The organism is Shewanella aquimarina (assembly GCF_023349185.1).
Classification (GTDB): domain Bacteria; phylum Pseudomonadota; class Gammaproteobacteria; order Enterobacterales; family Shewanellaceae; genus Shewanella; species Shewanella aquimarina.
In genome coordinates this window covers 20,293-42,443 of sequence record NZ_JAKIKY010000018.1, presented here as the reverse complement: position 1 = coordinate 42,443, position 22,151 = coordinate 20,293, and the positions used below count along the sequence as shown (strand labels likewise).

Genomic DNA, 22,151 nt, shown 5'->3' with positions numbered 1-22,151 from the left:
GCATGACACCGGATCAGCAATTTGCCCGTTTAGTTAAGTTTGCCAGTATTGGCTTCATCCTGTTGTTTGGTTATTTCCTGGTGGCCGATCTTAAGATGCCCTTGACCACACAGGCGATGGCGACCCGCACCATTACCCAGGTTGCCCCTCAGGTGAGTGGCCGGGTCGTGTCGGTAGAGGTCAGCAACAACCAGAAGGTGAAGCAAGGCGATCTGCTGTTTAGTTTGGATGCCACCCCCTTTCTGCTGGCCCAGGAACAGGCCGAGTTGGCCCTGGAGCAGGCGAGACAAAATAACGCCGAGTTGGATGCGGCCATTGCCGCCGCCAGTGCGGAGGTGAATGCCAAGGAGATTGCCTATGCGCTTAAGCAGCGAGAGGCTAAGCGTATTCAGTCCCTCTATGCTAACCAGAGTGTGTCTCAGCAGATGATCGATCAGGCGCAGACAGAGGTGAAGGCAAGCCGCTCTCAGCTCTTGGCCGCCAAGGCACAGCTTACCAAGGTGCAAACACTCAGAGGCTTGCCAGGTGAAGACAATCTCAAGTTGCGTCAGGCCAAGAACCGTCTGTCTCAGGCGAGACTGGCGCTGAGCTATACCCAGATCCGTGCGCAGCATGACGGTGTGGTGACCAATGTGCAGCTGGCCTCGGGCAACATGGTTAATCAGTCGACGCCTGTCATGGCGCTGCTGCTGGACAATGTCGATGTAATAGCCGACTTTCGTGAGAAGAACCTGCGTCATATCACCCCGGGGGCTACCGCGCTGGTGGCCTTCGATGGTCGTCCCGGCGAGCTGTTCAGCGCCAGCGTAAGTAGTGTCGATGCCGGTGTGAGTCAGGCCCAGTTCGATGCCAACGGGCGCCTGGCCACGCCAGCCCAGTCAAATCGTTGGGTGCGTGATGCCCAGCGTTTTCGTCTTCACCTCGAGTTAGCGCCCGATGTGCAAATCACCCTGCCGGCGGGGGCTAAGGCGACCGTGCAGCTACAGTCTAACAATGCTGTTTATGAGTTGCTGGCGAAGATGCAGATCAAGTTCATCAGCCTGCTGCACTACATCTACTAGGGGCGCCTTGTGTTAGTTCGTCATCACGCGCTTAGCCGTAACGACCTGCGCCAATGTTTGCGTATTGCCACCGGTGCCACCCTGGGCTTTCTCAGCTGTAAGGTGCTGGAGTTCAACTACGGGGTCTTCTTTACCGTGCTGCCCATGTTGTTACTTGGCATTTTGCCCAAGATGTCGATGCATGTGGTTCGTCAGGTAATGGCCTCCTCTGTCATCGCCATCTTGGAGGTGGCGCTGCTGGCCGAGTATCTGGAGTCTTACCCCTTGTTGATGGCCATGGTGGCCTTCTTACTGTTTCTCTATCGTTTCGCCTGCATGTCACGCGGCAGCCTGTTTTTGTTTGGTGCCACTGGGGTGATCAGCCTGAGTATCATGCTGCATTTTGCCAGTTATCCGGATACCGATGTGGTTGAGCTGGCAAACAATAACTTTATGGGCTGTGCGTTTTCGATTTTGATCGCCTACCTGATGATGTATCTGTTTCCCGACGTCGATGCACGGGCGCCTATGGCTGCCATGCCTAAGGCGCCCCATCGCATGCGTCACGAGGCGCTGATGGGCGCCACCATCGCCACCATCTCCTTTGTGGTGTTTCAGGTGTTTGATCTGCGTGATTCGCTGGCGGCTCAGGCGACGACCCTGTTGCTGCTCTTTCCCATGCACTGGAACGGCGCCCTGGGGTACGCCAGACGCCGCGCCATTGGGACTGTGCTGGGGGTGAGTTGTGGTGTCTTGATGCAGTTGCTGCTCTATACCTGGGCCCACGAGCTGGTGCTCTTGCTGCCGCTGTTCTGGTTGGTGACTCTGTTGTTTAGTCAGGCTCACGTCACCGAGGCGATGGGTTCCGGTGTCGGATTTGGCGCCATGACCACCTTGGGCACCCTCTATGGGCAAAATCTGACACCGAATAACGATCTGATCTATAGCAGCTTCTATCGCGCCTCGAGTATCTTAGGCGCCATAGTCTTGACCCTGATGGCCTGTTATCTGGTGCATCTGCTGCTTAATCGATTCGAGGCGACCCGCTTCGGTCATTAATCCTCGGCTTTCTTAGCCGATGACTTCTCCTGCTCGCTAGCCCGGCCGAGTACCCCCTTGAGCAGATCCATCGGCAGCGGGAAGAGGATGGTCGAGTTCTTCTCGCCGGCGATCTCCGTGAGGGTCTGTAGGTAACGCAGCAAGATGGCGTTGGGGGATTTTTTCAGGTTCTGCGCCGCTTCCACTAGCTTGGTTGAGGCTTCCATTTCCCCTGAGGCATGGATAACCTTGGCGCGTCTGATCCGCTCGGCTTCGGCTTGTTTGGCGATGGCGCGCACCATGGTCTCGTTGAGATCCACATGTTTTATCTCGACATTAGAGACCTTGATCCCCCAGCCGTCGGTGCGGCTATCTAGGATAGACTGAATGTCGGTGTTGAGCATGTCTCGATTGGCCAACATCTCATCGAGCTCGTGTTGCCCAAGTACAGAGCGTAACGTGGTCTGTGCCAGCTGCGAGGTGGCCTGCAGATAATCTTCCACGTTGATGATCGCCTTCTGGGCATCGATCACCCGAAAGTAGATCACCGCATTGACCTGTACCGAGACGTTGTCGCGACTGATCACATCCTGCGTCGGCACATCCATCACCACGGTGCGCAGATCCACGCGCACCATTTGTTGTATCAGGGGGATCACTATGATGAGGCCTGGGCCCTTGACCCGGTAGAAGCGTCCCAACATGAAGATCACCCCACGCTCATATTCGCGCAATATCTTGAAGGTGCTGATCAGTAGTGACACCAGCAGGAAGATAAGGGCGACGAAGAAGAGCTGGGTATTGTAGGCTAAGGCTTCCATGGTTACCTCCTAAGGATTGTGTGAATCGGGCTGGGTCGCCTTTGGTGTGACGATCAGGGTGAGCTTGTCGCGCCCAAGCACCCGCACCGTTTCTCCGGTCTGGGTCTGAGTGTCGGATCTGGCCTGCCAACATTCGCCGCCCAGGGTAACCAGGCCGTACTTCTCAAAGCCCTTGACGACCCGGGCACTGGCGCCGATGAGCAGATCGTCACCGCTGACATTGGCGGCCTTGCGGGCCTTCCACAGGCTGGAGAGAACCCAGAGTGAGAAGCCCGAGGCGGTGACGGTCACCGCAGCGATGAGCGGCAGCGAGATGGCGAGATCGCCAGCCTGTGCATCGATGAGAAACAGTGAGCCCAGAGCGAAGGCCGCGATGCCGCCAAGGCCCAGAATACCGAAGCTGGGCACCATGGACTCGGCGACGATAAGCGCTATGCCCAGCAGGATCAGCCCGAGCCCGGCGTAGTTGACCGGCAGCAGCTGAAAGGCGTAGAGGGCTACTAAGAGGGCGATACCACCGGTGACGCCAGCAACGCCTATGCCCGGGCTGTAAAACTCCAGCAGCAGGCCATAGATGCCGATTAGCATCAGGATATAGGCAATGTTGGGATCGGTTATGGTTGCTATGACACGGTTGCGCCAGCTCTGCTGGTGGGGCACTAATTTGGCCCCGGCCAGCGACAGGGTTTGAGTCTCGCCGTCTATCACCAGGTTAAAGCCGTCGAGTTTCGCCACGAGTTCTTCGGGATCGGCGGCGATCAGCTCTATCACATTCTGGGCGAGTGCCTCATCTGAGGTGAGGGTGGCGGCGTCGATGACGGCTTTCTCGGCAAACTCAACGTTGCGGTTTCTGAGTTTCGCGAGAGAGCGAATATAGGCCACGGCATCGTTGAGCACCTTTTGGGCCATGGCATCTTGGTTGTCTCTGGGGGTTGCCTGTGGCGTGGACTCGCCGGTGTCATCCTCTTGCGCGCCTTGTTTTTGGCTGGCTTTTTCTGATGAGCCGCGCTCCTTAGCACCTGAACCTGAATCCGGGCCAGAGTCTTGAGGCGAGGAGGGCATACCCAGCTGCACAGGTGTGGCGGCGCCAAGTGTGGTGGCCGGTGCCATGGCGGCGATATGGCAGGCGTAGAGCATGTAGGTGCCGGCGCTCATCGCCCTGGCACCCGGCGGCGCCACCAGACAGGCGATAGGGATCTCGGATGCAAGGATCGCCTGATTGATGCTTCTCAGACTGGTGACCAGCCCCCCCGGGGTGTCTAACACTATCATGATCAGCGGCGGTCTCTGGTCTCTTGGCAGACGGTTGGCCTGGTCAATTTCATCGCTGAGATACTCGCCTATGGCCGGGCCTATGGCGCCGCTAAATTGCAGCAGGGGGATCGGCTGGGGCGTGATTTCCGTAGCGGGCGCGTCATTTTGCTGCGCGGCAGTTTCTGCCTTAGACACGGCCGTTCCCTGGCTCAGCAGGATCAGCAAGAGCAGGGGGATAAAACTTAGTAGACGCAAGTTTAAATACTGCATAACGACTCCCAATATCCCTTTAAGTTTAGACGATTTCCCATTGGCGATAATTCTTGGTGATATTTGATTTGGCGGCTTGTCTTTTATGCTGAGTGTGTTATTTTTCTCGGCTTTTTTCATGGGCGGGAGCGCTTAGCATGTTTGTTGGATTCGATTATGGCAGCGCCAACTGCGCCGTCGGCATTATGGAAGGGGACAAGGTACGCCTCTTGCCCCTGTCGGGAGATTCTCACTACCTGGTATCGACCCTGTATGCCTTCGATCGAGAGCTTATCGCCGAGGCCGTCTATCAGCAGCTCCACAGTGACTTAAAGGCCGAGTATGCCAAGCTGCGCTCGGCTCAATTAAGCCGTGCCCGTCATGCCCGTCAGGCGCTGGATCTTGACAGCGATGAACAGGCGGTATTCGTCGGCGAGCAGGCGGTGCAGCACTATCTGGAGATGCCGGAAGAGGGTTTCTATGTTCGCTCGCCCAAATCTTTCCTCGGCGCGACAGGTTTGCGAGCGGATCAGATAGCTCTGTTCGAAGATATCGTTACCCTGATGATGATGCATATCAAGGCCTTAGCGGATAAACAACTAGGGGCCAAGGGCTGTGCCACCCACGCGGTGATCGGCCGTCCGGTAAACTTCCAGGGGATAGGCGGCGAGGAGAGCAATCGCCAGGCCGAAGCCATCCTAGCACTGGCCGCCAGACGCGCCGGTTTCAGTGAGGTGAGTTTCCTGTTTGAGCCCCTGGCGGCGGGAATGGATTTCGAGGCCAGCCTGACCCAGGATAAGACGGTACTTGTGGTGGATGTGGGCGGCGGTACCACTGACTGCTCTGTGGTGAAGATGGGACCGTCCCATATGGCAAAGGCCGATCGCAGCGCGGATTTTCTCGGCCACAGCGGGCAGCGTATAGGAGGTAACGACTTGGATATCGTCCTGGCCATGAAGGCCTTTATGCCCTATTTGGGACTGGGCTCTCAGATGGTTAATGGCTTGCCGGTACCCAGTCAGCCCTTTTGGAACGCGGTGGCGGTCAACGACATCAGTGCCCAGCGCGACTTTGTCAGCCTGACGACCCGTAAGATGCTCGAGGAGCTGATTAAAGATGCCGAGCGCTCGGATCTGCTGTCGCGTTTGCTCAAGGTGCAGCGGGATCAGCTCGGCTATCGCTTGGTTCGCAGCGCAGAGGGCGCCAAAATTGCCCTGTCGGACAGTGCGACCACTCAGACGAGTCTGGATTATGTCGATGCGGCGCTGAGCGCCGAGGTAGACCAGCAAGGTTTCGTTGATGCGATCGCCCAGCCTGTGAGCCTGATTCAGTCCTTGATGGCCGAGGCGATGACGCAGGCCCAAGGCGAATTAACCCAGTCACAAGCGGACATCATCTATGTGACCGGTGGTACGGCAAAGAGCCCGGCGATTTACCAGAAGATTGCGCAGATGTATCCTGATACTGAGATAGTGGTCGGCGATCATTTTGGTAGTGTGACGGCTGGACTGACGCGCTGGGCGCAGAAGGTGTTTGGTTAACGCAATAAGGTGTTAGGGCGTCAAGGCAATAAGACCACAAAACAACGAGACAACAAGGAATGAAGATGAAAGCTTGGATTGGAATGATGGGTGTTGCGGCAATGACCCTGCTAACAGGCTGCGGCGATGACGTGGGCAAGGTGAGTCTAGGGGTCTTTACCACTAAGGATGTGATCATCGAGGCCAGGCAAGATCCTAAGATCTCCGGGGTGACCTGTCATATCAGCCGTATCGAGGCGAACCTGGATTTTGCCGACCCGTCAGATATGGGCATAGCCTGTCGCCAGACAGGGCCTATTCTGCCAGCGGATCTTGCCAACATAGACAAGAGTCACGGCGGTGAGGTGGTGTTTAAGGCCTCCCTGAGCATCTTGTTCAAATCGCTTAAGGTGAGACGTATCTATGACGCCGACAATCAGACGCTGATCTATCTCTCCTATTCCACCAAGGAAACAGATGGCAGCCATAAGCACAGCCTGTCGACCGTGCCGCTCTATGGCACCCAGGCCTGGCAGGCGCCCGCAGCAAGGCCTGCGACGCAAGCGCCTAACTAATACCAATCGTAATAAATAATTGATCATTCTAGCTTGTTAAAACGCTCGATAACTGTATTAGTATTTTTAATTGTAGAATAACTACTTATCTAAAAATCCTGCTTTGTTCTCAAGCGTTTTTCCTGCGCTATTTCTGATCACATGTTTACTGTGATTGGTATAAATTGTATTAGCAAGCAATATTAATCGAAGAAAAACGCCGTCATCTCTGACGGCGTTTTTTATGGAATCAAGCTGGGTTAGGGCTAAGCAAGTTAAGCAAGCTAAGCTGATGGCCCCTCACCGGCAGTGCCTTGCAAAACCGCATTATAGCGGGCAAAACCTGCCTCGAGATCTTTGATGAGATCTTCAGGGTTTTCCAGGCCTACATGCAATCGAATCAATGGTTTGCTGCTGTCCCACTGGGTAGCGGTGCGCAACTTGTCGATGCCGAAGACGCCCAGGATCAGGCTCTCGTAACCGCCCCAGGAGAAGCCCATCTTGAAATGCTGCATGTTTTCCACGAAGGCGGTGACTGCCTTAATGTTGCCGCGCTTGAGCACGAAGGAGAAGAGGCCGTTTGAGGCGCTGAAATCCCGCTCAAAAAATTCATGCCCAGGGCAGGTGTCGAAGGCGGGATGGCGCAGATGATCAACCTCGGGGCGTGTGGCCAGCCAGTTGGCGACCTCGAGGCCATTCTTCTCATGTTGGGCCATACGTACGCCCAGGGTACGCAGGCCGCGGCTGGCGAGATAGATATCGTCTGCCGAGGTGCATTGTCCCATCAGGTAGCTGTTTTCCCTCAGTTGGTCCCAATGGGCCTGGTTGGCGGTGGCCGTGCCCAGCATCACATCCGAGTGACCGACGATATATTTGGTCGCCGCCTGAATCGAGATATCGACGCCCAGCTCGAAGGGACGACAATTGATTGGCGATGCCCAGGTGTTGTCCAGCATCACCACCATATTATGTTTATGGGCTATGGTGCTCAGGGTCGGCACATCCTGCACCTCCAGTGTGATGGAGCCTGGAGACTCGAGAAACAGCACCTTGGTGTTGGGGCGGATAAGCTCCTCGATGCCGTCGCCGATGAGGGGATTATAGTAAGTCGTTTCTATGCCGAAGCCCTTGAGTAGCTTGTCGCACAGATCCCGCGTGGGTTCATAGGCGGTGTCGACCATCAAGAGATGATCGCCCGCCTTGAGGAAGGAGAGCAGGGCGCCTGAGATGGCCGCCGAGCCAGAGGGATAGAGGGCTGTGCCGACGCCACCTTCGAGTTCGGCAATCGCCGCCTGAAAGGCGAAGTGGGTAGGGGTACCGCGGCGACCATAGAACATCTCGCCGTTGGCGCGGTTCTTGGTGGCGTGGCGCATCTCTTCTATGGTGTCGAACACCACGGTGGAGGCGCGAAACACAGGCGGGTTGATCACCCCCTTGCTCCATTTCTTGTCGCGGCCGACGCTGACTATTTTGGTCTCTCTTTTCATCCCATACTCTCGTGTTGGCAACTAAGTGTAGCCATCTTAACATCTATACGGCTAAATGAAAGTGAGATTTATTGGAGTCGTTTCCGCTTTTTCTGAGCCTTATTAGTCCTGAACCCTTATTAGGCCTTTAGCGGCAGACGGACATGGATAACCACCCCGACGGCCTGATTATCCTGCATCAGGTTTTCGGCGCGAATGGTACCGTTGTGGAAGTAGGTGACCAAGCGGGCGATATAGAGGCCGAGTCCAAGGTGAGGCTTGTCCTGCGCCTTCTGGGCACGTACAGATACCATAGACTCGAAGATCTGCTCGCCCATGTTGGCGGGCAATGATGGCCCATGATTGCTGACGCTCAGTAGCGCCTGTCTGCCCTTGGCCTTGAGTGACACCTTGATCGGCGTATCGCTCTGGCTGAACTCGATGGCGTTGGCGATCAGCTTATCCATCAGCTGGGCGATATACTCGGGAACGCCGCGCATGGTCATGGGGTCCTTGTCGATCTCCAGCTCAAATACCTGATTGGCGTAGGTCATCTGATAGCCCTGCATGCAACCGGCTACCACCTTGGAGAGGGGGAAGTTGTCCACCTCGGCATCGGTCAGTGCCTCTTCGAGGCGGGTGGCTTCGCTCATGTTGTTGAGGATCATGTTGAGTCGGCTCACCCCTTCGTGGGCTCTGTCCACATACTTTTGATGCTGGGGCGGCAGATCCTGGCTGTTGAGATGTTCGAGGGACGAGCGCACCACGGCCACAGGGGTACGCAGCTCATGCCCCAGGCGTGAAGACATATTCTCCAGATAGTGGGTGTATTGGCTCAGACGCCCGACTATGCTGGCAAAACTGCGGCTGAGATCGCCGATTTCATCGCGCACCTTGGAGCCGACGATCGCCTTTCTGATCCTGCCTTGGCTGTCGATGGCCTGTTCGGCATCGTCTCTCAGCTTACGAATACGGCTGGAGATGCTGGAGGCGAAGAAGAAGAGCGCCAGGGTGCCCATGCTCATAATGGTCAAGATGACGTTGAACAGCTTCTCCAGCGCCTTGTTACGCAGGGTGCGGATGCCGTGGGTGGTCTCTTCGGCGATCACCACGCCCATCACGTCATCGTCTATCCAGATAGGGCTGGCGGCGGCCAGGATCACCGCCTTGCCGTCCGGGGTTAGTCGCCAGGTGGAGCCAAATTGGCCGGCCAGGGCCTTGCGGATATGGCTGCCCTCCAGCACGGTAGAGTCCTTGAGCGAGTCGACGAAATGCTTAGGTGGGGTGGTCAGAATACGATAGTAGAGCGGGTGCAGGAACTGCTGCTTAAAGCGGCCCCAGAAGGTATCCGGCGTCTGCTCGGTCGCCGTCTGCGCCCACACGTTGGTGCTGCTGTAGATGTCGCCCGACTTTGCCAATACCCGGCCGTGGCGATCCACCACCCAGATCCGTGAGCTGTTATGGCTCATCCCCTTGATGATGCTCTCGATCTCAGGCGAGGGCACGAGCACAGTACCTAACTTGCTGACATCATCTGTGGCCGAGGTGCCGACTATCGCCTCGACATGACGTTTTTTCCTGTCGTTGACATCGACAATGGCAAAGCCCAGCTTGCTGCCCACCATCTCCAGCGGCATCCTCAGCTCGATATTGTAGCCTTTGTCGGTTTTTAGCCACTTGCCCTGGATGCGCACCTCTGGGGTGACCGGCTGTGACTTACGTGGATCGGCGGGTAGCTCGAAGGCGCTGATCCAGCCGTCGCGTATGGTGGCCACGATATAGCGACGAAATTGGCCATCGGGCGCCAGGGTGGCGATGGCCAGATGATCGTTGTTGTCGATGCGCAGGCTGTTGGTGCCGCGGTAGATCACCTTAGGATCTGTCACCTCGAAATAACCATAGAGGTAACCGGCGTACTTACCCACCATGTGGGTAAAGCGGATGTTGAGCGGCTTGCCGTCATCTGCCTTAAACAGCTGATGGTCGGCGCCATAGGTCAGAGCGCGGTGACGATTATCGGCCCATTCGCCCAGCTTGCCGTCCAGATGGATAGGGCCGGTTAACGGGTAGGCGTAGAGATCCCGCCCCTTCTTGACTTGTGACAGAAAACTCGCCTGCTTGTCGAACAGCTTAGGACGTTCATGCAGGGCGGTGGCTAGCGCCTGGGTCGTGCCCTCCAGGGTCTTCTCCTGACCGTGGCGCAGGTATTTTTCCATCTCCCACACATATTGGTAGCCAAGCCAGGGCAGGCAGAGCAGAAAGAGAGAGAGTATGGCGACCTTAGTGCGCAGGCCGATGGGCAGATTAAACATGCTTAGTCTTGGGTATCCCAGCGGTAGCCCATGCCGTAGACGGTATCGATGCAATCGAACTCAGGGTCTTGGCTGATAAATTTCTTGCGGATCCGCTTCACATGGGAGGTGATGGTGCTGTCATCCACATAGATCTTGGCATCTTGCATCAATGCCTGGCGGCTACGCACGTGGCCGGGGCGCTTGGCCAGAGCGTGCACCATCCAAAATTCGGTGACCGTCAGCTCGATAGGCTGCTGCTTCCAGTAGACCTGGATGCGGTTGACATCTATGGTCAGGTTGCCGTGCTCTATCATGCCATCTTGCGGGTTGGCGCCATTTTGGATGTCCGAGCGCCTAAATAGCGCGGCCAGGCGTGCGATCAGATGGGGGAAGCTGACGTCTTTGCTCAGGTAGTCGTCGGCGCCCAGTCTCAGGCCGCAGACGGTGTCGAAGTCACTGTCTCTGGCGGTCAAAAAGATGATAGGCAAAGTGTTCGACATGGCCCTGAGCGACTGGCACAGGGTAAAGCCACCGTCTATCTCATCTTCCAGGCCAATATCGATTATCGCTAAGTCAGGCAGACGAGTGTTGAAGGCCTCCATGGCGCTGGGGCGATTGGCGTACGCCTGCACAAAGTAGCCTTGCTGTTGCAGCACCTCTTTGTAGTTTTCGCGGATAGCCGCCTCATCTTCAACTATTGCAATACGCTTCATGATCCATCCATTACAGCTTAGTGTTTCTGGAGTGTGACTATACAGCAAAATGCCGGGGAGAAAAGTGGCCCGAGACAAATGCCATTTTCTTGCCACATTTGGTCTGCGCATCGTCATTTTTGCACCCCGGACTTGCCATTTCACTCATGTTTAATGACCTCATCGACAGGACCACAAGGTTCTGATTAAACCCATCCATGTCAACTTGAGGATTTTCCCATGAAGAAGCAGATCATCGCCGCATTAATCAGTGTTTCATTATTTGGCAGCTCAATGGCTTTCGCTGCCCCCGCAACTCAAGCGACGCAAACGACAAACAGCAGCACGACAGATGAAGAGGCGCTTATCGGTGTCGGCTCAGGCATAGTGCTGGGCGCCGTGGTAGCCGGCCCTGTGGGCGCGATTATCGGCGCCTTTACCGGTGGCATGATAGGCCAGACGGTGGCCAACGACAGCGAGATCAAACAGCAGCAGGCTGCATTGGCCGAGAAGGAGAGTCGCCTGATGGCGCTCAAGCAGCAAAACGAGGCGCTGCTGACGGTGCAGCAGGAGTATCAAGAGGCCAAGGTAGAACTGGCACAGCTTAGACAGCATCAAGGCACCCGTTTAGAAGAGTTGGCCCTGGGGCTCAACGTCCAGTTTAAGACGGGCTCATCGACCGTCGAGCCTCACTTTAAGGGGCAGCTCGATGAGGTGGCCGATGCCATGGCAATCTCGCCCCAGCTCAAGCTGGATCTGACTGGTTACGCCGATAGACGCGGCGACAGCAGCTATAACCAGGCGTTGTCTGAGCAGCGCGTCGCCGAGGTAAGAAGTTACCTGGTATCTAAAGGCGTGGATGAGGCCAGGCTCGATGCCAAGGCCTATGGTGCCAGCGCACCGGTTAAGGATGAGCAGAGCTTCGAAAATGATTTCTTCGATCGCCGCGTGACCATCAAGTTGCTGCCTGGCGATACCGCTCTGGCTTCAAACTAGATTTTGCACCATGAAGCAACGCGTAAAAGGAGAAATAAGATGTTGCCACGCCCGTATTTCAGGATGAACCAGACCGACCTTTGCCCCCCGAGGGGGGCGTTTTTTTCTCGCCAGCGTCTGGTACTTGCCGCCTTGATGTTAAGTGTTACTGCGCTCAGCTCGGCGGCGCCTGCCTTTGGGCGCATGAGTCAGCTATCCGAACCTAATGTGCAAGGTGCCAGATTTGACGAGCAGCTGCACCATTTTGACCTACCGGTAGCCGACGAACCTATTCTGGGGCAGGGCATGCTCGAGTATCGTCTAAATGGCGTTCAATTGGGCAAAGGCTTGCCGGCGACGGCGCTTGCGGTGGATACCCAGGTGCAGATGAACATCTCCGGCTGGATCAATCGGGTGTCGGTAAAGCAGGTGTTTGTGAACGACAGCGAGCATTGGCTCAATGGCCGCTATCAATTTCCGCTGCCTCATGATGCGGCGGTCGACAGCCTCAAGCTGCATATCGGCCAGCGGGTGATAATCGGTGAGATCCAGCCCAAGGCTGTGGCGAGGCAAACCTTCGAACAGGCAAAGGCCAGCGGCAAGAAGGCCAGCCTGGTAAGTCAGCAAAGACCCAATATTTTCACCTCAGAGGTGGCGAATCTGGGCCCGGGCGAGGCCTTGGTCGTTGAGATCGCCTATCAGCAGCAGGTGCGTTATCAAGATGGCGAGTTCAGCCTGCGTTTTCCTACGGCCATCACCCCGAGATACTTTCCCAAGGGGCAGGCTCCAGACTTAGAACAAGCATCAGTTAACGATGCACAAGGACTTAACGCCCTGAATGAGGGCGCACAGAGCGATGAGCAGAAGCTCTATCTGGATGTGGTACTGGATGCGGGTATGGCCATCAGCCGACTGGAGACCCCTTATCATCAGATGCGCCAAACCCAGCTTGGCGGCACCAAGATAGGCCTGAATCTCACCTCTAGCCTCAGGCCTGACAGAGACTTTCTGCTCAAGTGGCGCCCACAGCTTGCCGAGCAGCCAAGCGCCGTGATGTTTGCTCAGCTGGGCAAGACACATCAGCCGCTAGCCGTTTCATCCGCTGGTAATGATGAGGCGCAGAGCTACGAGCAAGGCATGCAAAAACTTGCTCAGCAAGACAGCTACGCCCTGGTCATGCTGATGCCGCCTCAGAATAAGGCACGCCTGCGTCTACCAAGAGAGTTAACTTTGGTCATCGACACCTCGGGCTCCATGACCGGCGACTCTATCGCGCAGGCAAAGTCGGCTATCTTAAATGCCTTAGCCGGGCTGAGTAGTCAGGACACTTTCAATGTGATCGCCTTTGACAGCAGCGTGCGTAGCCTGTCGCCGGTGGCGCTTTCGGCCACCGCCGCGAACTTGGGCAAGGCCAACCTGTTCGTGCAGAGTCTTGAGGCCGATGGCGGCACAGAGATGGCGCCGGCGCTGCTGAGGGCACTGAGTCAGCCGGACACAGGCGTCTCGTCCATTGCTTCATCGGGGAGACCCGAGCGGTTGAAGCAGGTGGTGTTTATTACCGATGGCGCCGTGGGTAACGAGGCGTCGCTGTTTGCGCTTATTGCCGCCAATATCGGACATCAGCGTCTGTTTACCGTAGGGATAGGTTCGGCGCCGAATGGCTACTTCATGGAGCGCGCCGCCAGGGCGGGACGTGGCACCTATACCTATGTGGGCAAGATCAGTGAGGTGGACGCCAAGATAGGCGAGCTGCTGGAGAAAATTGAATCGCCACAGATTAGCGATGTGACACTGACCCTGGATGATGGCTCTATTCCCGACTACTGGCCGGTACAGATTGGCGATCTCTATGCCCATGAGCCCATCATGGTGGCGATGAGGCTAACCCCTGCGGAGCGAGCCCGAAGTGATGCCCTGATCATCTCGGGCGATCTCGATGGCAAGCACTGGCAGCGTCGCTTGGCCTTGGTGGGGGGCGAGAAGCCAAGGGGAATCGATCTCATCTGGGCGCGCAATCAAATTGCCAGCCTGCAACTGAGCAAGAATGTGCAGAACCAAGCCGCGATAAAAGAGCGTGTCACCCGACTGGCGATGGATTACCACCTGGTCAGCCCCTACACCAGCCTGGTGGCGGTGGATAAAACACCTTCACGCCCCGAAGCGATGGACGCCTTGGAGCTGTTTAAACCCGCACCTATGCCTGTGCAATCTCAGTGGCCGCAAACCGCTACCGAGAGCCGTCTCTATCTGGCGCTGGGGGCCATGATGTTGCTGCTGATTGGCGCCTATTGGGTGAGTTATCTTCCCTGCTTGCAGGGGCTGTGGCGCAGACGCCAGGAGGCCTGATGATGAATCGTCGCAGACGCCTGGGACTCAGGCATGTCCTGCTGTTGACCGCACTGATGGCGGCCATGACACTGATCTTTAAAGGAGGTTATATGCAAGCCAAGGCACATTTTGCTCAGTTCCTCATTGAGCGGGCATGGGATAGAACCCTAGCGGATCGTAAAGCCCACAAGCCATGGAGCTGGGCCGATACCTACCCGATAGCTAAATTGCATTTTGCCGACGAGCAGGGGCGTCGCCGTGGTGCGCCCCTCTACGTGCTGGCGGGCGCCTCGGGGCGTAATCTGGCCTTCGGGCCTGCCGCGATCCTGGCGGATAATCAGATCAATCACTGGGGCAATACGGTCATTGCCGGTCACAGGGATACCCATTTTGCCAGGCTCGAGGGGATCTACCCGGGGCAGGTGATCACCCTGCAGGATGCCTCGGCGCAGGTAGTGAATTATCGCGTGCTGGGGACTCAGGTGGTGGATGAACAAGATACGGCGCTGCTGGCTCAGGAAGATGCCCTGCGCCTGACCTTAGTGACCTGCTACCCCTTCGATAGCTTAGGCGGGCAGAGCCGCCAGCGTTTCGTGGTGATTGCCGAGCCTATGGAGGAGGCGGTGGCGACGCGTTTACCCGCGTCGTCAGAGCCAACCCAGTCATCGGGTCGACTCCAATCGTAGGGATTAGAGGGGCATTACCCGGTTTCGGCCCAGGTTTTTGGCGTCATAGAGGAAACCATCAGTGCGCTCGATAAGCGATTCGAAGGTGTCATTTGCCTTCCATTCGCTAACCCCGAAAGAGGCGCTAATCTTATCGATTGTCTGATTCTTGCGTCTGTCCTTGAGGGAGATCTTCTCCAGGGCCCGGCGCATGGCATCGGCCAGATGGCGGGCCTTGCGTTGATGGCTGTTGGGCACGATGAGGGCAAACTCTTCGCCGCCATAGCGATATAGCTTGACCCCGTCACGGCAGGATTCGCTGAGGCGCTTGGCCACCGCCTTTAACACGTTGTCGCCGAGATGGTGGCCATAGGTGTCGTTGAAATTCTTGAAATGGTCCACATCGGCCAAGATCAGGCAGGTGCCCTCAGGGCTCTGAGCCAGTACGCCCTTGAGATCCTGGTCGAAGGCGCGGCGGTTGAGCGCGCCGGTGAGGGCGTCATGGTAAACGTCTTGTTCCGATTGTTTCAGGGCTTCTCTCAGGGCGGCGATCTCTTCCTGGGCCTTGTCTAGGCGACCGGTAAAATACTCTGTACTCTGGCGTATATCATCGGATTCTTTCACCAGATCCCGTACCAGCCCCAATACCTTCTCCAGGCTCAGGCCTTCCTCCTCGATGCGATTGAGACGGTTGAAGTTGCTGTTGACCTTCTGTTGAAACGCGGTAGCGTCTTGGTTGGTATCCTTGATCGACTGTGACAGCTCTATGGTCATGGCCTCCAGATTCTGGCGCATGTTGAGCACGTTAACCTCGCTGGGATCGGCAATATGCTCGCGGTAGAGCAGCTCGCCAGTGACCGGCGGGCAGGTATTGTGCTCATTGACTATCTTATCCATCTTGGTGATGAGTTCGGGGTTTTGCTGGCCGACATAGGCATACCACAGGGCATAGTTGGTGGGGGTCGTCGGGATCTGATGCTTGAGCATCAAGGGGACCGCTTTCTTGAGGTTGATAGCGGCTTCGCGTAGCAAATCTTTGCTCATTTCGACTCCAGGATAAGGTGAGCTCGGCGGTGCCAAACAGGTTTCGGCGGTGCAAAACAGGTCTTAGGGCACAAGTTGGCAGCTAGTTTCCTTAATGGGTGGCTATGTAAAGCATAGCCACCAAGTCGACTCCCTGCCTTTCTATACTAGTGAGCCTTAATGCAGACTTTGTTGATTTGGCGCCCATTTTAACCAATCGGGATCCAGTTTGGGCTGCAGGCTAAAGATCTGATGCTGACCTATGCGATTTTGCTCCGTGGTCGCCGATTGGGTTGCCACGCCAATACCACCGGCGATGATAGTCTCCAGTGAGCCGGTTTCGATCTGTGCGCCGGAGAAGAGGCCGAGATCGACCTTGATACCCGACAAATCCCAGAACTGACTGCTCTGATTGATCAGATGACGATACCCGCTGGCCACCTGAGCTGTCATCTCGACCTGAGTGCCAGTGGAGGACAGTTGTACCTGCTTGACTTCGCCTATCTTGATACCGCGGAAGATGATAGGGGTGCCTATCTTGACCGAGCCCAGGTTGTCATCCACCAGAGTGAAGGTGAGTGCGTCTTGGGCGAGTAATGCCGGGGACTCGACGCTGCCCATAAAGTCATGCACTATGTTGCCACTCTCACCCGGCAGTACGGACACATAGGGGCCGGTAATTAGGGTCTCGGCGGCCGTGATGCCTGAGAGGGAGATATTGGCGTCGACGATAAAGTATTGGGCATCGTCGGCCAGGAAAGGCGCTGCGTAGTCGCCATAGAGGTAGGCATCGACGCTGACACTGTGCAAGTCTTGGGATAGTTTTACCCTCTCGACTTGCCCTATCTGATGGCCCTGATAGCGGATCGGCGCGTGGGCACTCAGGCGTGTGCTGGCATCGAAAACTATGCTGATGGGCGTTGCCTTAGCGCGGGCCAAGGTCTCTGAGCCATAGAGGTGGCTCTGGTTACCGATATCGTCTTTGTCCAGCAGCCCAAGGGATACGCTGCCCTTTAATGCGCCTTCAAGTGGCGCTACATCCAGCTTGACGCCATTTAGGCTGGCATCGACGCTCAGGGCACCGTTACGCCAGAAGATGGTGCTTGGCTTAACCAGCGAGGCGAACTGCTTGTCGATACCCAGCTCGATGGCAAAGTCTTCGCTGCTGGCGCGCCAGTTGACTCCTTGCACCTCACCGATCTGCATCTTCTTATAGTAGATAGGGGAGTGGGCGGCGAGCCCGGCACCATCCGGACTCGCAAGCACTATTTTGAGGCGACTCTGCTTAGCCAGATACCCCTCGGCCTGCTTGGCATTGGCAAACAGTGGCAGTGATCTCTCAGGATTGACGGCTTTCTTACTGCGGCCCTGCATCAGGCTGATGGCGCCTTTGGTGAGGGTGGACAGATCCCGGGTATTGACCTTGATGCCGTCCAGGGAGGCATCGATCGCCAGGGCCGATTCGGCAACGAAGTAGCTCCCCTGATGGATAAGCTTGGCAAATTCGGGCCAGATCTGGATGCGGTAGGCTAGGCCGGAAAAGTCAGGTTTAAACTCGACGCCGTCGACCTGACCTATGGGCAGTTGTTTGTAGCGCACCTCGGCGCCTGCGCTGATCCCTGGGTTTTCCTCGGCGCTCAGGCTGAGCAACAGTGGCGGCTGTGTGTGCTGCGGTGCCTTAGCCAGCAGTGGGTAGCTGGCCTGATGTTCGCCGCTGCCGGGCATGAAGGCTACCACATTCCCGGTAACCAGTCGGCTGGCATGCTTGATGCCGCTAAGCGATAGATCGGCACCTTCGAGCCAGAATTGACTGTCTGTGCCGAGAAGCTCGGCATATTGAGTGGCGATATTTGCATCGAAGGTCACGCCTGACTCGGTTAGCTGGGTGTGGGTGATCTGGCCTATGGTGATGCCGCGATAGACGATGTCGGCGCCTGTGCTTAGGCTATCTGCGTCATCGGCCGTGAGGCTGAAGCTAATGCCGCCCAGGGCATGCTCTTTATCCTCGAAGATGGTGAAGGTCTGATTGACGTTCGCCTGCTCGCTGCTGCTTTGTGAAGAGAAACTGACGCCACCGGCGAGGATGGCCGAGAGGCTCTCTGTCTTAACCTTGATGCCAGATAGCGAGGCGTCCAGCGCCAGCCCGGAGACATTCCAGAAGCGTGAGTCCTGTTTTACTAGGTGGGCATACTTCTTCTCTATGTAAGCATTGAAGAGGATGCTGTCGTCGTTCACCAGGCGATAGCTGACTATTTTTCCGACCGGGATCTGACGGTAAAACACCTGAGAGCCCACATCCAAAGAGCCGAGGGATGGGCTGGTGAGTTCGATCATCAAACCATCTGAGCCAGGAGCCACCGGCGGGGCCTGATCTTCGGCGGTAAACTCGTTCTTGTAATCGCCTTCGCCTGGCTGGATGGCGATATAGTTACCCGAGAAGAGGGCGTCTAGCCCTTCTACACCCGTGATCGATGCCTTAGGGGTCACCAGCCAGAACTTGGTCTCATCGCGTAGGAAGGGGGTCGAGCGATAATCCATCAGCAGATCCACATAAACGCCCTGGAGTTGATCGTCGATACTGATATCAACCACCTTACCCACGGTTAATCCCTGGTATCTGACCAGCGTCTTACCCACGTCTATCCCTGTGGCGCTGGGGAAATGGATGCGCACTTCGACGCCGGACTCACGAATGCTCTTGATCCCGAGCCAAGCTCCCAGGGCCAAAGCGATCAGAGGAAGTAGCCAGATGGGAGAGAAGAGTTTTTTCTTAACGACTTTTGGTGTTTCAATTTGTGTCATCTTTCGATTCCAATCGGTCCCAGAGTAAACGCGTGTCTAATACTTTTGCGGCCAGCTGTGTTAACAGAATCACCAAGGCGAAGGCGGTGGCCGCAGGCGCCGGCTTGGCATCCCAAATCTGTCCCATGTTAATGAGCGCCGCGGTAATGGAGATCACAAACAGATCCAGCATGGACCAGCGACCTATCCATTCGATGATATGAAAGCCAGCCATAAGTGTTTTTTTCGAGATCGGCAGGCGATAGCTGATCGCCGTCAGGTAAAGCGCCAGGCCAAAAATTTTCAACATAGGCACTAAGATACTGGCGGTAAACAGAATAATGGCAATAGGTAAAAGGTCTAGGTGCACCAGGTGGTTAATGCCGCTGAAGATGGTGTCCTGGCGTACCTGCCCCTGACTGGTCATGATGGTGATGGGGTAGAGATTCGCCGGAAACAGCAAGATGGCGGCGGTGATCAGCAGTGCCCAGCTCTTTTGCACACTGGTGCGATCCCGGCTCTGCACCGCCTGTCCGCAGCGTGGACAGCTGCCCTGATCGAGATGGCACAGAAACTTACAGGTAGGGCAGTTGGTCAGCCCCAATGATTCGCCCTGGGGAGGCCTGCTGAGCTTACTCATCCAGTACGCTCCACATATGCTCTATGTCATATTCCCGTTGCATGAAGATCACCATGATAAACAACATGGTGAAACAGAAAGTGCCGATTCCGAAATAGAGATCGGTGTAATCTGAGAGCTGAAATACCGAGACGAATATGCTGATCATGTAGATCTCAAGCATGGAGAGCTGTGCCAATAAGCTGTGCTGCTTCAGCAGCTTCTTATAGATATTGCGAAAGAAAGGGATCTTGAGTCGGTATTTTACGATCAGCACCTGGGTGAGTATCGACAAAATAAGCAGGCCGGGGGCGATCACCGCCGCCACCAATACGGCAATGCCCACGACCCAATAGCCCTGAGCGGCCACGGCCATGGCGCCTCCGGCTATGGTGGTGGTACGAATGCTGCCGAGAAAATGCATCTCGAGCACAGGAAAAAAGTTGGCGGGAAAATAGAGCACCAGCGCAGTGATACACAGGGCTAACATGCCGTTGACGGAGCAGTAGGGGGTATCATAGAGATTGGTATGGCAGCGTGGGCAGAGGGCCCGCACCCCAGTTGGCAAGGCGCGTTTTCTCACGACCAGATCGCAAGCACGGCAAAGAACGATACTCTTATCTAACACCTCTGTTTTCATATCTGTTCTGGGGCGCTTCCTGTCATCTAAGGCTATATCAATAGTGAGAATTTCTTGATATAGACCAGTAATCTATTGCCAATAAGATATTACTATAGTCAATCTATTGAAATACCTAGGGCCTGTTGAGCTTTGCTGTTTGTTTTTGCAGCAATTTGTAGGTGGTTTATACAAGGCAGAGCCTGTGTTGTGTAGTATTCTACACCAACGGGCGATAACGCAGTAGAAATGGCCTACAAAAGCTGCCCAAAGGGTTCATCTAAACGCGCGCTGCACTTTGTTGCTCGCCATTCACATAGAGTAACTATGCTTCATGACTCTCGCCTCGCGCAAAATGCGTTTAGATTGAACAAAAATTAAACTTGAAAGATCAACAGGCCCTAATAAGGTGGCTCCCAAATCCGGAGCTAATAGTTGCGCAGATTCTAACAGATAAAGTTTGAGACTTGCATAAGAAGTTGTATTTATGAGATTCTACAACTGTATATAAAAACAGTGTGAGGGCGAATATGGCAGTTATAACGAAATTTGTCGTAGTCAGAGAAGGGGTGGAGAAGATGACATTCACATCTAAGAAGGAGGCGGATGCCTACGATAAGATGCTCGATATCGCGGATAATCTTCTTCCTTTTATTGAGCAAGTTGATTTAGGCTTAGATGAAAATGCATTAGAACAACTTTGTTTCTACATGGCAGAACATAAAGATCAGCTCATGGGACTCTTGAAAGGCGGCGCAGCAACTAAGGCTGCACCGGCAAAGAAACCCGCCAAGAAAGCTGAAACGAAAACATAAATTGTTAGGAAATTTGTATGAGTACACCTTGTTACACGACGCTTACCCGTCAAGTTGAAGCCCTGTTTAGCGGCGAAGATAACCTCGTCGCGGCGATGGCAAACTTCTCGGCGCTGCTCAACGAGCATCTGGATGATATTAACTGGGTCGGTTTCTATTTGCTGCAAGGTGATCAGCTGGTGCTGGGCCCCTTCCAAGGCAAAGTGGCTTGTACCCGTATTCCGGTGGGGAAGGGAGTATGTGGCACGGCGGCCCAGAGTGATACCACTCAGCGCATCGAAGATGTCCATGCTTTCGACGGTCACATCGCCTGTGATGCCGCCAGTAACTCGGAAATTGTGATCCCACTGCGCCGTGACGGTCAGGTGATCGGCGTACTCGATATTGATAGCCCCTCCTTCTCTCGCTTCGACGAGGCGGATCAATTGGGGCTAGAGTCCTGCGTAAAAAGTCTGGAAAAGGCTTTATTTGCTTAAACTACAACCAATTTTGCACAATTGATGGTCGCTTTCGTCTGGCGCGCCCTTATAATAGGCCGCTTGATGAATTCAAAAACACGCCGTGAGATTTTTCATTAGTTGAAATGAATACATGGCGTTTATTGACTGTAATTGATAAGGTATGTTGGATTGTGTGGTCGCCGCCTAGCGGCATGTAAGCGACCCGATGTCTAACCAATATGAACGACACGCCAGTGCCGACGTTAACCCGGCGAGGTGATAGTCCCTTTTAAACTGTGGAAGTAATGATGGAATCAACAGAAAAGTTGACCGACACCAACGCAATTCTTGCGTATTTATATGAAACATTTCCTTTATGCTTTATCGCTGAAGGTGAAACTAAGCCTTTAAAAATAGGATTGTTTCAAGACTTGGCTGAAAGGTTAGCTGATGATTCTAAAGTCAGTAAAACGCAATTAAGAATCGCCTTACGCCGTTACACCAGTAGCTGGCGTTACCTGAAAGGGGTTAAGGCTGGGGCACAGCGTGTCGATCTCGACGGCAACGAGTGTGGCGAGCTTGAGCAAGAGCATATTGACCATGCACAGGCTACACTGAAGGAGAGTCAAGAGAAGGCTAAGGCAAAGCGTGCAGCGAAAGCGGCGGCAGAAAAGGCTGAGAAGCCTGGTCCTAAGTCTGAGAAGAAAGCCTTCAAGAAGCCACAGCCTAAGCGCAGCAGCAAACCAGCGCCTAAAGCGGCTAAGCCACAGGTTGAAGCCAAGGATTTAACCCCGGCAACACTGACCGAGTTGAAACCAAATCAACGCGTGAGTGTCAAACTAGGTAAATCACCTGTTGCAGGTGTTGTCCTGGACATCAAGAAAGAAGATGTTCAAGTACAGTTAGATTCAGGATTGACGGTAAAAGTCCCGGTAGAGCATATCCTGTTATAACTGTT

The 22,151-nt window shown here is 55.1% G+C and carries 19 protein-coding genes; 10 read left to right on the top strand and 9 right to left on the bottom strand.

All coding sequences use genetic code 11. The annotated features are described in order from the left end of the window. Positions 1 to 2 precede the first annotated feature (2 nt). Both L2731_RS18265 and L2731_RS18260 read left to right on the top strand, forming a co-directional pair. Positions 3 to 1,061, top strand: a complete 1,059-nt coding sequence (locus L2731_RS18265) for an HlyD family secretion protein (protein WP_239884457.1) — start codon at positions 3 to 5, stop codon at positions 1,059 to 1,061. A 9-nt stretch (positions 1,062 to 1,070) separates the two neighbouring features. Further along, positions 1,071 to 2,099: a DUF2955 domain-containing protein gene (locus tag L2731_RS18260; protein WP_041511438.1), complete on the top strand. Its 1,029-nt coding sequence runs from the start codon at positions 1,071 to 1,073 to the stop codon at positions 2,097 to 2,099. On the opposite strand, the gene L2731_RS18255 is transcribed toward L2731_RS18260, so the two are convergent. Both L2731_RS18255 and L2731_RS18250 read right to left on the bottom strand, forming a co-directional pair. Then, positions 2,096 to 2,899 carry a slipin family protein gene (locus L2731_RS18255; protein ID WP_249254770.1) on the bottom strand — a complete coding sequence of 268 codons (804 nt, stop codon included), beginning with the start codon at positions 2,897 to 2,899 and terminating at the stop codon, positions 2,096 to 2,098. The genes L2731_RS18260 and L2731_RS18255 overlap by 4 nt on opposite strands. 9 nt (positions 2,900 to 2,908) lie before the next feature. Next, positions 2,909 to 4,423 carry an NfeD family protein gene (locus tag L2731_RS18250; RefSeq protein ID WP_249254769.1) on the bottom strand — a complete coding sequence of 505 codons (1,515 nt, stop codon included), beginning with the start codon at positions 4,421 to 4,423 and terminating at the stop codon, positions 2,909 to 2,911. A gap of 137 nt (positions 4,424 to 4,560) precedes the next feature. Between L2731_RS18250 and yegD the strand changes: the two genes are divergently transcribed. Further along, entirely contained in the window at positions 4,561 to 5,943 is a 1,383-nt protein-coding gene (yegD, locus tag L2731_RS18245; protein ID WP_249254768.1) for a molecular chaperone, read from the top strand. 59 nt (positions 5,944 to 6,002) lie between these two features. Continuing rightward, positions 6,003 to 6,497: a CreA family protein gene (locus tag L2731_RS18240; protein WP_239850396.1), complete on the top strand. Its 495-nt coding sequence runs from the start codon at positions 6,003 to 6,005 to the stop codon at positions 6,495 to 6,497. A gap of 263 nt (positions 6,498 to 6,760) precedes the next feature. Here L2731_RS18240 and L2731_RS18235 read toward each other — a convergent pair whose 3' ends face one another. The 3 genes from L2731_RS18235 to pdsR form a co-directional block, all read right to left on the bottom strand. Next, complete coding sequence (locus L2731_RS18235) at positions 6,761 to 7,963, bottom strand: cystathionine beta-lyase (protein WP_249254767.1); 1,203 nt, start codon at positions 7,961 to 7,963, stop codon at positions 6,761 to 6,763. Positions 7,964 to 8,082: 119 nt separating this feature from the next. Beyond that, positions 8,083 to 10,254, bottom strand: a complete 2,172-nt coding sequence (gene pdsS, locus L2731_RS18230) for a proteobacterial dedicated sortase system histidine kinase (RefSeq protein WP_249254766.1) — start codon at positions 10,252 to 10,254, stop codon at positions 8,083 to 8,085. A 2-nt stretch (positions 10,255 to 10,256) separates the two neighbouring features. Continuing rightward, positions 10,257 to 10,949, bottom strand: a complete 693-nt coding sequence (pdsR, locus tag L2731_RS18225) for a proteobacterial dedicated sortase system response regulator (RefSeq protein WP_011865589.1) — start codon at positions 10,947 to 10,949, stop codon at positions 10,257 to 10,259. Positions 10,950 to 11,168: 219 nt separating this feature from the next. Here pdsR and pdsO point away from each other — a divergent pair, with 219 nt between their 5' ends. From pdsO to L2731_RS18210, 3 genes are read left to right on the top strand one after another with little or no spacing between them, the layout of a single operon-like run. Further along, positions 11,169 to 11,924 (top strand): sortase-associated OmpA-like protein PdsO, encoded by a 756-nt coding sequence (pdsO, locus tag L2731_RS18220; protein ID WP_249254765.1) that lies wholly within the window; start codon positions 11,169 to 11,171, stop codon positions 11,922 to 11,924. A gap of 39 nt (positions 11,925 to 11,963) precedes the next feature. Further along, positions 11,964 to 14,249, top strand: coding sequence for a marine proteobacterial sortase target protein (locus L2731_RS18215; protein WP_249254764.1), 2,286 nt, complete (start codon positions 11,964 to 11,966; stop codon positions 14,247 to 14,249). Beyond that, on the top strand, positions 14,249 to 14,917 hold the full coding sequence (locus L2731_RS18210) for a class GN sortase (RefSeq protein ID WP_249254763.1): 669 nt from the start codon (positions 14,249 to 14,251) through the stop codon (positions 14,915 to 14,917). Before L2731_RS18215 ends, L2731_RS18210 begins: the two co-directional genes overlap by 1 nt. 3 nt (positions 14,918 to 14,920) lie before the next feature. Here L2731_RS18210 and L2731_RS18205 read toward each other — a convergent pair whose 3' ends face one another. From L2731_RS18205 to L2731_RS18190, 4 genes are all read right to left on the bottom strand, one after another. Beyond that, positions 14,921 to 15,940 carry a GGDEF domain-containing protein gene (locus L2731_RS18205; protein WP_249254762.1) on the bottom strand — a complete coding sequence of 340 codons (1,020 nt, stop codon included), beginning with the start codon at positions 15,938 to 15,940 and terminating at the stop codon, positions 14,921 to 14,923. A 156-nt stretch (positions 15,941 to 16,096) separates the two neighbouring features. Then, a complete protein-coding gene (locus L2731_RS18200; RefSeq protein ID WP_249254761.1) occupies positions 16,097 to 18,721 on the bottom strand; it encodes a PqiB family protein in 2,625 nt (874 codons plus the stop codon). After that, positions 18,708 to 19,340: a paraquat-inducible protein A gene (locus L2731_RS18195; RefSeq protein WP_041511400.1), complete on the bottom strand. Its 633-nt coding sequence runs from the start codon at positions 19,338 to 19,340 to the stop codon at positions 18,708 to 18,710. Before L2731_RS18195 ends, L2731_RS18200 begins: the two co-directional genes overlap by 14 nt. Beyond that, positions 19,333 to 19,959, bottom strand: a complete 627-nt coding sequence (locus L2731_RS18190) for a paraquat-inducible protein A (RefSeq protein WP_249254760.1) — start codon at positions 19,957 to 19,959, stop codon at positions 19,333 to 19,335. The genes L2731_RS18195 and L2731_RS18190 overlap by 8 nt, the downstream gene beginning before the upstream one ends. 509 nt (positions 19,960 to 20,468) lie before the next feature. Here L2731_RS18190 and L2731_RS18185 point away from each other — a divergent pair. The 3 genes from L2731_RS18185 to proQ all read left to right on the top strand — a co-directional run bounded on the left by L2731_RS18185 (position 20,469) and on the right by proQ (position 22,146). After that, a complete protein-coding gene (locus tag L2731_RS18185; RefSeq protein WP_041511398.1) occupies positions 20,469 to 20,753 on the top strand; it encodes a YebG family protein in 285 nt (94 codons plus the stop codon). A gap of 17 nt (positions 20,754 to 20,770) precedes the next feature. Then, positions 20,771 to 21,229 carry a GAF domain-containing protein gene (locus L2731_RS18180; RefSeq protein ID WP_239850406.1) on the top strand — a complete coding sequence of 153 codons (459 nt, stop codon included), beginning with the start codon at positions 20,771 to 20,773 and terminating at the stop codon, positions 21,227 to 21,229. Between the two features lie 272 nt (positions 21,230 to 21,501). Further along, positions 21,502 to 22,146: an RNA chaperone ProQ gene (gene proQ, locus L2731_RS18175; RefSeq protein WP_041511396.1), complete on the top strand. Its 645-nt coding sequence runs from the start codon at positions 21,502 to 21,504 to the stop codon at positions 22,144 to 22,146. The last annotated feature ends 5 nt before the right edge of the window (positions 22,147 to 22,151 follow it).